At 33.9% G+C, this 12,718-nt stretch carries 11 protein-coding genes and 1 riboswitch; of the genes, 9 read left to right on the forward strand and 2 right to left on the reverse strand.

Annotated features, from left to right (window positions below):
* The 6 genes from OCV48_RS13060 to OCV48_RS13085 form a co-directional block, all read left to right on the forward strand.
* Positions 1-680: hypothetical protein (locus tag OCV48_RS13060; RefSeq protein ID WP_262559882.1), on the forward strand; the 680-nt coding region annotated here is incomplete at its 5' end.
* Between the two features lie 458 nt (positions 681-1,138).
* Positions 1,139-1,399 carry a DUF4177 domain-containing protein gene (locus OCV48_RS13065; RefSeq protein WP_147592180.1) on the forward strand — a complete coding sequence of 87 codons (261 nt, stop codon included), beginning with the start codon at positions 1,139-1,141 and terminating at the stop codon, positions 1,397-1,399.
* Positions 1,400-1,637: 238 nt separating this feature from the next.
* Positions 1,638-1,847, forward strand: coding sequence for a hypothetical protein (locus OCV48_RS13070; RefSeq protein WP_147592181.1), 210 nt, complete (start codon positions 1,638-1,640; stop codon positions 1,845-1,847).
* A gap of 368 nt (positions 1,848-2,215) precedes the next feature.
* The gene (gene cysK, locus OCV48_RS13075; protein ID WP_147592182.1) at positions 2,216-3,145 is read left to right on the forward strand and encodes a cysteine synthase A; all 930 of its coding nucleotides are present in this window, start codon (positions 2,216-2,218) and stop codon (positions 3,143-3,145) included.
* Between the two features lie 15 nt (positions 3,146-3,160).
* Positions 3,161-4,072, forward strand: coding sequence for a LysR family transcriptional regulator (locus tag OCV48_RS13080; protein ID WP_021983235.1), 912 nt, complete (start codon positions 3,161-3,163; stop codon positions 4,070-4,072).
* A 230-nt stretch (positions 4,073-4,302) separates the two neighbouring features.
* Complete coding sequence (locus tag OCV48_RS13085; protein ID WP_147592183.1) at positions 4,303-5,463, forward strand: trans-sulfuration enzyme family protein; 1,161 nt, start codon at positions 4,303-4,305, stop codon at positions 5,461-5,463.
* 594 nt (positions 5,464-6,057) lie between these two features.
* Here OCV48_RS13085 and OCV48_RS13090 read toward each other — a convergent pair.
* Entirely contained in the window at positions 6,058-6,828 is a 771-nt protein-coding gene (locus tag OCV48_RS13090) for a sulfite exporter TauE/SafE family protein (RefSeq protein ID WP_147592184.1), read from the reverse strand.
* Positions 6,829-7,242: 414 nt separating this feature from the next.
* On the opposite strand from OCV48_RS13090, the gene OCV48_RS13095 reads away from it, so the two are divergent.
* From OCV48_RS13095 to OCV48_RS13105, 3 genes are all read left to right on the forward strand, one after another.
* A complete protein-coding gene (locus tag OCV48_RS13095) occupies positions 7,243-9,018 on the forward strand; it encodes an oleate hydratase (protein WP_394803292.1) in 1,776 nt (591 codons plus the stop codon).
* A 168-nt stretch (positions 9,019-9,186) separates the two neighbouring features.
* Positions 9,187-9,271: riboswitch (NiCo riboswitch) on the forward strand.
* Between the two features lie 186 nt (positions 9,272-9,457).
* Positions 9,458-10,402 (forward strand): cation diffusion facilitator family transporter, encoded by a 945-nt coding sequence (locus tag OCV48_RS13100; RefSeq protein ID WP_147592185.1) that lies wholly within the window; start codon positions 9,458-9,460, stop codon positions 10,400-10,402.
* 79 nt (positions 10,403-10,481) lie between these two features.
* On the forward strand, positions 10,482-11,309 hold the full coding sequence (locus tag OCV48_RS13105) for a TrmH family RNA methyltransferase (protein WP_021983240.1): 828 nt from the start codon (positions 10,482-10,484) through the stop codon (positions 11,307-11,309).
* A 536-nt stretch (positions 11,310-11,845) separates the two neighbouring features.
* Here the strand turns inward: OCV48_RS13105 and OCV48_RS13110 are convergent.
* Complete coding sequence (locus OCV48_RS13110) at positions 11,846-12,508, reverse strand: RluA family pseudouridine synthase (protein ID WP_021983241.1); 663 nt, start codon at positions 12,506-12,508, stop codon at positions 11,846-11,848.
* Positions 12,509-12,718: the final 210 nt, after the last annotated feature.

Consider the following 12,718-nt stretch of genomic DNA (forward strand, 5'->3'; position numbering starts at 1 on the left):
AGGACAATTATATCATGGGCTTTACTAAGCCTATTGAACAATATTTATTTTGTAACTTATTAACCAAGATACATGTATTTATGTATCTAAAAGATATTATACGAGGAGAAACTGTTATGGGATTGTTATATGCAATATTTTCAATTTTTATCACGCTATTTTTCCCCAAGCAAATCGCGAATGTGATTTGTTGCGGAAGACATCGTGATAGGGTAAATATAAAGAGTAAAAAAATATATTGTCTTATATATGTTTTTTGGACATTATTTTTTGGCTTGATTTGTCTTATGATGGGTTCAGCATCAGGAGTAAATAATACATTTGATAGAGTTTTGGATTATTATGGATTGAATTTTGGCGAATATGATTATTTTGAGGCGGCGTCCATATATGACGAGCATGATTATAAACATGAAGGTGATTTCACTCTTGTATACTATATCAGAAAAAATGAAGATAATTTAGATGATTTAATTAAACAAATTGTTCAAGAAAATAATTCTATATACAAAAGATATCAGCTCAGTGAAATTGACGTGGTATATGAAACGAAAGGTATTTATTACATATATGAAAAGGGGGAGGTGGTTGCAAAGGTAGTAGTAGAAAACGATGGATTGTTAAAAAAAGTAAGTTATCAATGGAGTAGAGAAAAATTAGAACAAAATCTAGGAGGGTAACATTATGAATTTAGCCCACGTATATACAATCATTACATTTCCTAAAAAGAGTCATGATCCGTTTAGCAATACTTTTATAACTATATTAGAACTGTCAGCAAGATAATAATCACATTATTCAAGATATTGTATCTGATTTAAGGCTTATGATTTTTTTATTACAAGAGGCATATAAAAAATGCTGATAAACCACAGGAGACGATTAGGACACGAACTTATGAAAAATAAAAAATTTTGACATAATATTCCAAAAGTATTACTATGTAACTATCTTATAGTTGTATATATTAAGAAGAAAGTAAGAGTATAGTGTGAAAAATATTGCTGATGCAATTATTTTTCACACAGCTATTTGTTTCGGAGCGAAAGCAAATAGCTTTTATGGCAGATGAGAAATCGCTTACGCGAATTTCTCATCGCTTCATTGCAACAAGTTGCTCAGAAAGGAAGAGTATATTATGCCAAATTATTTTGATTCATCGACTTATTCTACAGCCTCAGGAGATAATGGTTTAAAGTATGTAGTGCTTCAGGTTACATTAAAGGAGAAACTTATTGGAACTGGTTCAGGAAATCTGTCAGCATTAGAAGCAGTTCTTAATGAGCAGGCAGCCAAGGGCTATCGTTTACATACAATAACAACTGCCTCGGCTACAAGTTCCGGATTTTTAGGAGGAGACAGAATTCAGGCAACAATGGTATTTGAAAAGATAATGTAAAATTCTAAATGTAATTTATACTATAAAAATATTATGCTCCAGGACTTTGTTTCTGGAGCATTCTTCATATAACAGATAAAAATAATGCATAAAGCCATGAAAGTTATAATGATATTTGTAGCCCTTTATAAAACTTTTGATTAAATATTGGATTTTACGACAAAGATATTAAGTATAAAACCTTGTATAATCACATTAAGCCCGATAGGGAAAAAGATTATGCGAGGAGGAATTGCTTATGAAATATGAATCACTTAATACAGAATTTCCAGATACTAATGAGGAATTAATTGACATCTGCAGGGAATACAGTTTATACACATGGATTCCACAGAAAATGGCTCATCCGGTGACAATTAAGACTGATTATGGTTGTTGGTATGAAGATTTTGAAGGCAAAAAATATTTTGATTTAAGTAGTCAGCTTGTATGCATAAATATCGTATAAGGACAGAAAAAAGTTGCAGACACTATCAAAGAGCAGGTAGATATACTTCCATATGTAAAGCCGATGGACACTCATGCTGCAAGAGCTGCGGCATCTAAGAAGCTTATAGAAATGGCACCTAAAGGTTTTAAGAAAGTCCCAGGTTATGGGGCTTTCTTTAGTGTGAAAAAGTCTATGTATTATACTTGACAAAAAATATTTATATATTAATATGAAATACATATATAGAACACATAGAACTATTTTATATATTTGCAGGACAAAGTTTAAAAGTCTTATTATAGAAGTATGAACGTTTTTTGAACTTTTGCACCTGGCATCATATTATAATATAAAAAATAAAGAATAAAACAGATAGGACGATGACAATGATTTATAATAATATTTTAGAGGCAGTAGGCCATACACCTATGGTAAGATTAAACAGAATGGTAGATGACGATTCAGCAGAAGTTTTAGTTAAATTCGAAGCAGTTAATGTGGGTGGTTCGATTAAGACAAGAACGGCATTAAATATGATAGAAAAGGCAGAGAAAAAGGGAATAATTAATAAAGATACCATAATTGTTGAACCAACCAGTGGCAATCAGGGAATAGGTCTTGCACTTGTGGGAGCAGTAAAAGGCTACAGAACAATAATAATTATGCCGGATTCCGTAAGTGAGGAGAGAAGAAAGTTAGTAAGACATTACGGAGCTGATGTGAAACTCATACATGATGCTGGAGATATAGGTGCGTGCATAGATGAATGTCTTAAAACTGCGATTAGAATGAAGGAGAAAGATTCGAGAGTATTTGTGCCACAGCAGTTTGCAAATGAAGATAATACAAATGCACATAAGAATCATACTGCATTAGAGATTATGGAACAGGTTGCCGGACCTATAGATGGTTTTTGCTCGGGAATCGGAACAGGCGGAACAATTACAGGAATAGGAAGAGTCCTTAAAGCACAGAATCCTGATATAGAGATATGGGCAGTTGAACCTGAAAATGCAGCAATTTTGGCAGGTGGAACTATTGGAACACATATTCAGATGGGAATAGGTGACGGTATAATTCCTGAAATATTAGACCAGTCGATTTATGATGATATTTATGTTATTTCGGATGAAGAAGCATTAAGTATGTCTAAACGTCTTGCTAAGGAAGAGGGACTTATGTGTGGAATTTCCAGTGGAACAAATGTGGCAGCAGCCTTGAAACTTGCTAAGAAGCTTGGTAAGGGCAAGACGGTTGTAACAGTGTTGCCTGACACGGCAGAGAGATATTTTTCAACAGAATTATTTTCTGAATAGAAGTGAGGATTTAAAATGACATTAAACCAATTAAGATACATTATCGCAATATCAAAAGAAAATTCATTAAATGATGCAGCGAAGAAGTTATTTATTTCACAGCCAAGTCTGTCATCAGCAGTTCATGCGTTAGAACAGGAACTTGGCTTTGATATATTTGTGCGTTCTAAAAGTGGAATATCACTTACGACAAAAGGCTCGGAATTCTTAGGTTATGCAAGGTCGGTTATAGAACAGTACGAGATTCTGGATGCTAAATACGTATCGAAAACCAATGTAAAAAGAAGTTTTCATGTTTCAATGCAGCATTACACATTTGCTGTAAATGCATTTGTTAATTTAATAAAAGAATATGGTATAGATGAATACGAATTCGGTATACATGAAACTAAAACCTACGAGGTTATTGAAAATGTTATGAATCAAAAAAGTGAAATAGGTGTGTTATATCTTAACGACTACAATAAAAATGTGTTAAAGAAGATATTTGGTGAGAACGGACTTAAGTTTACTCCGTTGTTTGAATGTAGCATTTATGCATATATGAGTAAGAGAAATCCATTGGCAGATAAGAAAGAGATTACGCTAGAGGAATTAGATGACTATCCATGTCTTGCATTTGAACAGGGAGAGCATAATTCATTTTACTTTGCTGAAGAGGTCTTAAGTACATATGAATATAAGAGATTCATAAGGGTAAATGACAGGGCTACAATATTAAATCTTATGGTAGGTATAAATGGTTACACACTTTGTTCGGGAATAATTTGTGAAGATTTGAACGGAACGGATTATTGTGCAGTTAAATTGAAAACAGATGAGAAGATGACGATTGGGTATATTTCAAGAAAAGCATCAGTAATTAGTGAAATGGGACAGAAATATATTGATGAACTTTCAAAATATAAAGAGAATATATTAGAGTAAAGTAAATCAGTCTAGAAAAAATAAAAGTCAAAATACTAAATCAAAAATATTTAAAATATTATAATTTTCCAATATTAGAAAATATGCCAGGGTTAGAATATTAGGTTATAGATTTTAACTATAACTTACAATAGGAAATGTGAATTATACAAAGTGTTAGTTATACAGTATTATATATGCATATAAATCATATCAAAATACTAGGAAATAAGAACAGAAGGACAAATTTTATGGATAGAGGACTTAATACACGATGTTTACATTTAGAAGAGACAGAAGGAACAGTTAATAACTACGGAGCAATAAGCTTTCCAATATATCAGACAGCAACATATGCACATCCTGAGGTAGGACAAAGCACAGGATATGATTATAGCAGATTACAGAACCCTACCAAGGAGCATTTAGAGAAAATAGTAGCAGGACTTGAGGGTGGAACAGATGCACTTGCACTTTCTTCAGGAATGGCTGCAATTACTCTGCTTATGGAAATATTTAAACCGGGTGACCATCTTATTGTAGAAGCAGACCTTTATGGTGGAAGTATTCGTCTGTTTGACAATGTATCTTCGAAAAACGGAATAGAATTTTCATACGTTGACTGCTCTAATGACAATGTTGAGAATTATATTAAAGAGAGCACTAAAGCAATATATATTGAGACTCCTACTAATCCAATGATGAATGTATCAGACATTCAGAAATTAGCAGAAATATCTAAAAAGAATAACCTTTTATTAATCGTTGACAATACATTTTTATCACCATATTTCCAGAATCCGTTAAAATTAGGCGCTGATGTTGTAATACACAGTGGTACAAAATTCTTAGGAGGACATAACGATACATTAGCAGGCTTTATCGTTACAGACAGAGAAGATATCAGCGAAAAACTGAGATTTTTAATAAAGACTACAGGTGCAGGACTGGCACCATTTGACAGCTGGCTTATATTAAGAGGAATTAAGACACTTGGAATTCGTATGGAACGCGCCCAGAAAAATGCGATATTATTAGCTGACTGGCTTAAAGAACAGAGCATTGTAACTAAGGTTATATATCCGGGATTACCAGAACATCCGGGCTATGAGATTATTAAGAAACAGGCAAGAGGCTTTGGTTCAATGATTACATTTAATGTAGATACTAAGGAACACGCCCTTGCAATACTTAAGAAAGTCAGAATGATTAAATTTGCGGAAAGTCTTGGAGGTGTCGAAACCCTGATTACATATCCGACTACACAGACACACGCAGATGTTCCGGAAGAAATCAGAGAGAAGAATGGAATTACAGCTTGTACACTCAGACTCTCGACAGGAATTGAGGACGGTGAAGATTTAATTGCTGAACTCGAAACTGTATTTAAAAATATCAATGAAACTGATTAATAACGCAGAATCGCACATAGAGGTATATTCATTAATAATCTGTTAAAAAGAATTATTCAGACCAGCTAAAAAAAGCTGAGAATATATTAAAAGCTGCATTTGATGATATTTTTGATACCCCGTCTCTTAAAGGTGAAGGGTGGACAGGGTTTACACGAGACTATCATCAATTAGAAGGTGTTTTTTCTGAGAATGGTGGTATTTATGAAATCAACCCAACGGAATATATTAAAGATTTAATGCACTATAAAGAAAAGGCTTTCGATTTTGAAGAAACAAAAGATGTATTTAGCCTTATCGCATCTTTACTTGAAAAAGCAATAAAGAAAGGTGTGAATGTAAAAGCGAAAAGGGTATAGTTTGATACTGAGGTGTAAGCAAATTGCGACACCTCTTTTCTCTTTGCGAAAAATCTGCTATGACAGAGGAATGGGAATTGTAGTGATATATTGATTGTGTTTTATCCCCAAAATAAAATGCACCTTGTAAATTACTGGAACAATATACAAAGTGCACTTATGTCGGATGCAAGCATCCTTTTATAAAGTATCTGGCGGAATAGTCATATCAGGATTCAGTGAAAGGTCTGAGATTTTACAATAGATATTTTACGATAATTATCACTAAACCAAGGACTGTCAATACCACGCCTAAGGCTCTGTTAAGGGCTTTAGGCGTTGCTTTATTAGCGAATACTGCAGCAATACGGGCAAATACAAGTGTACTGATTACACACATAATAAGGACGCTTATATCGGGCATACCACCAAGATAGAAGTGACTTAATGCACCAGTAAGTGCTGTAAATGTCATAATGAACACGCTTGTACCGATTGCAGTTTTAAGTTCATAACCTAGCACAGAAGTAAGGATTAATAACATCATCATTCCACCACCGGCACCAATGAAACCACATATTGAACCAATAATAGCACCACATATGATAGATTGTATAACACGAGTCTTTTTATCTACTGACATCATCTTTTCTTTAGTTGTCATTACTGGTTTAACAATGAATTTTATACCGAGCATCATAGTCATAAATGTTGAGAAGCCACCCATTGCATTTCCAGAGACATATTTAGAAATGAAGCTTGCAATAAATGTAAATATCATCACAGTAAACATCATTACAAGTCCGTTTCGCACATCGAGATTCTTATTTTTCTTATATTCATATGATGAAATTGCGCTTGCGAGGACATCACTTGCAAGGGCGATACCGATTGCCTGATAAGGGTTCATGTCAAGAAATGTAATTAACATAGGGCTTATGACTGCGGCAGCACTCATTCCTGCAAATCCTGTTCCAAGTCCTGCACCTAATCCGGCTATAATGCATACTAATAATTTTAAAATCATTTGAACACCGTCTTTCTGTTTTTCTAATCGTAGTTTAATAATTTTATAATGAATACAAAATAATGTCAATACACATACTAATTAAAGAAAAAATAAGAATGGAGCATAATTATGAATGGAAAATTGAAAGCCAGCACAATTGCTGTTATGGCAGTGGGCGTTACAGGATTAGCACTTATAAATAATAAAGTCAGAAGATTTGATACTATAACACGTAACTCTTCAAAAAGTAATTTAAAATCAGGAGGCTCAAATAATTTTGCAAAAGGAAATATGAAATCAGGAGGCTCAAATAATCTACAAAGGAATAAATGTAATACAGCAGGTTTAAAATCAAGTAATATAAGAAATGACAGATATCTTAAAAATTACCGCAACACAGAGAGAAATAAGAATAAAATAAACAGTAAGGGAATCTATTACAGTAGTGGTAACTATGAAGCATTTGCAAGGCCGGAGAAACCAAAGGGTATAGAGAAGAAATCGGCCTATATCGTAGGAAGTGGTCTTGGTTCATTAGCAGCTGCGTGCTTTCTTGTAAGGGATGCACAGATGCCTGGTAAAAATATTACAATTCTCGAGGCAATGGACATAGCTGGTGGTGCGTGTGATGGAATTAATGATCCGGTAAGAGGATATGTAATGCGTGGCGGGCGTGAAATGGAGGACCATTTTGAATGTCTGTGGGACTTATTTAGAAGTATTCCGTCTATCGAGACAGAGGGCGTGTCAGTTCTTGATGAATATTACTGGCTTAATAAACACGATCCGAACTACTCATTATGCAGGGCAACAGTAAACAGAGGTAAAGATGCACATACAGATGGCAAATTCGGTTTAAGTCAGAAAGGTTGTATGGAGATTATGAAACTTTTCTTTACTAAAGATGAAGATTTATATGATAAGACAATCGAAGATGTATTTGATGATGAAGTCTTCGACAGTAATTTCTGGCTATATTGGAGAACAATGTTTGCGTTTGAAAATTGGCACAGTGCCTTGGAGATGAAATTATATTTTCAGAGATTTATACATCATATAGGTGGCCTGCCTGATTTCTCAGCATTGAAATTCACGAAATACAATCAGTATGAATCGCTAATTCTTCCTATGCAGAAATATTTAGAAAAAGCAGGAGTTAATTTTAAATTTGGCACAGAAGTAACAAATGTAATTTTCAACATTTCAGAAGATAAGAAAATCGCAAAATGCATAGAATGTAAAATAAATGGCGAAAAGCAGAAGATAAAACTTACAGAAAATGACCTTGTATTTGTAACGAATGGAAGCTGTACAGAGGGTACAATTTATGGAAGCCAGAATAAAGCCCCTGTAAAAGGAGCAGAAGTGAGAAAGAGTGGCTGCTGGGAATTATGGAAAAATATTGCAGAGCAGGACAAGGCATTTGGCAATCCTTATAAATTCTGTTCAGACACAAGTCGTTCAAGCTGGGAATCAGCAACAATTACAACTTCAGATGAAACGATTATCTCGCATATAAAGAAAATATGTAAAAGAGATCCGAGAACCGGAAAAGTTGTAACAGGTGGAATTGTATCGTGCAAGGATTCAAACTGGCTTTTAAGCTGGACAATTAACAGACAGGGACAATTTAAAGAACAGGATAAAGACGAGGTATGTATATGGGTATACAGCTTATTTACGGATGTTAATGGTAATTATATTAAGAAGCCAATGAGGGAATGTACAGGTAAGGAGATTACTTCAGAATGGCTCTATCATATAGGAGTACCGGTTGATATGATAGATGAATTAGCAAGCGACTATGCAAATTGTACACCTACAATGATGCCTTATATTACAGCATTTTTTATGCCAAGGAGAAAAGGAGACAGACCGGATGTTATACCTGATGGCTGCAAAAATTTTGCATTTCTCGGACAATTTGCTGAGACTCCTAGAGACACAATATTTACAACGGAATATTCAGTAAGAACTGCTATGGAGGCAGTATATGGATTATGCGGTGTTGACAGAGGCGTTCCCGAAGTATGGGGAAGTGTTTATGATGTTCGAGACTTGCTTGACAGCAGTGTTAAGCTGATGGATGGTAAATCTCCGCTTGATATTGATATTCCAAGACCACTTAAGATTGTAAGAAAACTGATTATAAGGAAAATACAAGGAACTGTAATAGAGGACTTATTAAAAGAACATAAAATTATTTGATTATAAGATAAAAGAATATAAAAATACAGATTGAGGAGTGTAAAAATACAGATTGAAAAATATATAAAAATATAAATTAAAGAATATAGAAGGAATAAAAAAATATCTATTGACATAATATATTAAAAATGGTACCATAAGCTAACTCTTTGCACTGCATATTAATCTACAGTACAAACTGATCAGACCATTGGCTTAGCCAAGGAGTCGGGCCTTAGAGCGGCAGTGAGATTATAACATCCACGGGACAGTAGTTACTATACTGATTCGTGGGTGTATTTTTATATAATGAAAACTTTTATTATATCTGAAATGGTTGTTTGATATTTATACAATCTAAGATGGTATCCATATATCATGTTGTATAGAGCTATCTGATATAAAGTAATAATTTGTAATATTACGAATTAAAGCATTTAAGAAAAGGTGGTTGAAAATTATGGTAAGAAATATCGTAACAGAGGATACGAAGACTGGTAATGAAGTAACAGAAGATACAAAGACTGCTGGGAATGAATTTAAAAAAGTTGCTAATAAGGTAGCATTTATTACGATTATACAGAATGTTTTGTTGTCTGTATTTAAATTATTTGCAGGTATTTTTGCTCATTCTAATGCAATGATAAGTGATGCAATTCACTCAGCATCTGATGTATTTAGTACAATTGTTGTAATTATAGGAGTGAAACTTGCCTCAAAGGATTCTGACAAAGAGCATCCATATGGGCATGAACGTTTAGAATGTGTGGCAGCTAATATACTTGCAATGGTTTTATTATTCACCGGTTTAGAGATAGGTTCAAAAGCCATAAAGGATATTTTTAGTGGAAATTATAGCAATCTAAAGGCACCTGGCGTGTTGGCACTGATTGCTGCAATAGTTTCAATAGTTGTAAAAGAGATTATGTACTGGTATACAAGACATTATGCTAAGAAGATTGATTCGAGTGCCTTGATGGCAGATGCATGGCATCATCGTTCAGATGCATTATCGTCAATTGGTGCATTAATAGGAATTAGTGGTGCAATGCTCGGATATCCTGTAATGGATGCAGTTGCCAGTCTTGTTATTTTTATATTTATTGCAAAAGCAGCATATGACATTTTTAAAGATGCAATGGATAAAATGGTTGACCATTCATGTGATACAGAAACAGAGAAGGCAATATATGATTTAGTATTAGATAATAAAGAAGTTTTAGGAATTGATTTATTACAGACAAGAATATTTGGCAATAAGATTTATGTAGATGTGGAGATTCAGGTTGATGGTTCATATACGTTACAAAAGGCACATGAGATTGCTGAAGAAGTACATAAATCTATTGAACATAATTTCCATAAGGTAAAACATGTTATGGTTCATGTTAATCCTGCTAAATAATATGTACCAATGAAAATAATAAAGATTAGGGTGTCAAGAGATTCTGACGATACACGTAATAACGAATGGAGAAAAAGGTATGGCAGATATACATATAATAGAGATTACAGATTTTAATGCGCCAGAGTTAGATATTTATGCGAGACTAAGTGAGGGACAGTTATTAAACAGAGCAAACTTAGAAGATGGAATATTTATCGCAGAAAGTCCAAAGGTAATCGAACGTGCATTAGATGCAGGCTGCAAACCTGTTTCAATATTAATGGAACATAAACACATTGATGGACAGGGAAAGGACATATTGAAACGTTGTGAGGACATTCCTGTTTATACAGCAGAGTTTGATGTGCTGACTAACCTTACAGGCTTCAAGCTGACAAGAGGAATGTTATGTGCGATGCACAGGCCAAAACTTAGAAGTTCAAAGGAAATATGTAAAAATGCGAGAAGAATCGCAGTATTAGAAAGAGTTATGAATCCTACAAATGTAGGTGCAATATTCCGTTCGGCTGCAGCACTTAATGTAGATGCGATATTGCTTACTGAAGAATGTAGTAATCCTTTATACAGAAGAGCAATCAGAGTAAGTATGGGAACAGTTTTCCAGATTCCATGGACTAATATAGAAGATGATGTGGTATGGGAAGAAAATGGAGTAGATTATCTGCACAAATTAGGTTTTAAGACCGCTGCCATGGCATTAAGTGATAATTCCATAAGTATCGATGATGAAAATGTTATGAAAGAGGAAAGACTTGCAATTATATTAGGAACAGAGGGCGATGGCCTGCTTGAAAAGACAATTGCAGATAGTGACTATACTGTTAAAATTCCGATGTCACATGGAGTCGATTCATTGAATGTAGCTGCTGCCAGTGCTGTTACTTTCTGGCAGCTTTGCAAATAGAATTATTTAATTACCCAGACTTCGCACTTTCTGAATAAAATAGAAATATCGGCTGGCAATAAAAACTGATATATAATTATTTGAAATTGTGTCTGAAATTTCTAATTTGTCGATATCGGTTTCACTCTCTTTTTATTATTTGAGTTCATTCAATGCCAGAACATTCAAACCAAGGGTGTCCGTCTATGACACACATTAGATTTATGACGTATCGTGTGTGCAAGTTATATGCCGTCAGATGCAAAAGGGCGGTGCAGTAAATCACCGTTTAAGCGAAGCGCGTTTGATTTACTGCACTGTAATAAACTTTGCAGAGGACGGCATTTACTTGCACCCGATAAAGGAATATGAGAATGTGTGTCATAGACGTACACCTTGGCTTAAATGTCTGTCTGTTGAATGTACACAAAATTTGAGAGTGAAACTGATAACTGACAAATTTACGTAATTTCAGACAATCATTTCAAATAATTATAAATATCAGTTTTTATTACTGACCGATAATTTAATCAAAATCAGAAATTGCGAAGTCGGATTTAATTAAATAGATTCCAAGGATAAGAAGCAGGTACATTTACTGAATAATCCATCATTTCATTTGTGACAGGATGCTTAAATGCAAGTCTGTAAGACCATAATGCAATATCTGTATTACTGTCACGACTACCATATTTACCATCACCAAGAAGAGGCATTTTTCGTGATGCAAACTGGACACGAATCTGGTGTGTGCGACCGGTATGGAGTAATATTCTGACGAGTGATATTTCTCCATATTTCGATTCGTGTGTACCTAGCAGTTTATATTCTAAAGATGCTTCTTTTACACCTTTACGCATTTTTTTGACAACGAATGATTTGTTTTTCCTTGAATCCTTAAATAAGAAATCTTTAAGTGTGGCAGCAGGTTCTAAAGGAACCCCATTGATAACTGCCATATATTCCTTAGTAAAATTTCTTTCAGAAATCGCAGCAGACAATTTACCTGCGGTTTTAGAATCTTTAGCATAGACCATTATACCTCCAACGCTTTTATCAAGACGATGTACAACATAAGATTTACATTTTGAATTATTATCAGCGAAATGTTTATCTAATAAATCCATCATATTTTCATTTCCACTTTCATCTCTCTGTGATAAAATACCAATAGGTTTTATACATATAATTAAATTATTATCTTCAAATAGAATGTTCATTATGTTACCTCCTGTTTGCCAAATAGTAAAGTTAAACAGACTAATTGCAGGGCAGTCTTTTGAAATACTAACATTTGTAAATAGCAATTTGCAATATAAGTCTTTTAAAATCTTAATGTTTGTAAATAATGCTTTATAATATAAGTCTGATAAGATTTTAACATAGGAGAAACGTATGAACAAGTTTTTACAACCTGATTCTGGCAGATA

It is taken from the genome of Bovifimicola ammoniilytica (assembly GCF_025567085.1).
In the GTDB taxonomy this organism is placed as follows: Bacteria; Bacillota; Clostridia; order Lachnospirales; family Lachnospiraceae; genus Bovifimicola; species Bovifimicola ammoniilytica.

Bases quoted from the DNA above. Each gene is read 5' to 3' on its own strand.
- cysK (WP_147592182.1), top strand. From the start codon at position 2,216: ATGATTTATAATAATATTTTAGAGGCAGTAGGCCATACACCTATGGTA.
- OCV48_RS13080 (WP_021983235.1), top strand. From the start codon at position 3,161: ATGACATTAAACCAATTAAGATACATTATCGCAATATCAAAAGAAAAT.
- OCV48_RS13110 (WP_021983241.1), bottom strand. From the start codon at position 12,508: ATGAACATTCTATTTGAAGATAATAATTTAATTATATGTATAAAACCT.
- OCV48_RS13070 (WP_147592181.1), top strand. From the start codon at position 1,638: ATGAAATATGAATCACTTAATACAGAATTTCCAGATACTAATGAGGAA.
- OCV48_RS13085 (WP_147592183.1), top strand. From the start codon at position 4,303: ATGGATAGAGGACTTAATACACGATGTTTACATTTAGAAGAGACAGAA.
- OCV48_RS13105 (WP_021983240.1), top strand. From the start codon at position 10,482: ATGGCAGATATACATATAATAGAGATTACAGATTTTAATGCGCCAGAG.
- OCV48_RS13065 (WP_147592180.1), top strand. From the start codon at position 1,139: ATGCCAAATTATTTTGATTCATCGACTTATTCTACAGCCTCAGGAGAT.
- OCV48_RS13090 (WP_147592184.1), bottom strand. From the start codon at position 6,828: ATGATTTTAAAATTATTAGTATGCATTATAGCCGGATTAGGTGCAGGA.
- OCV48_RS13100 (WP_147592185.1), top strand. From the start codon at position 9,458: ATGGTAAGAAATATCGTAACAGAGGATACGAAGACTGGTAATGAAGTA.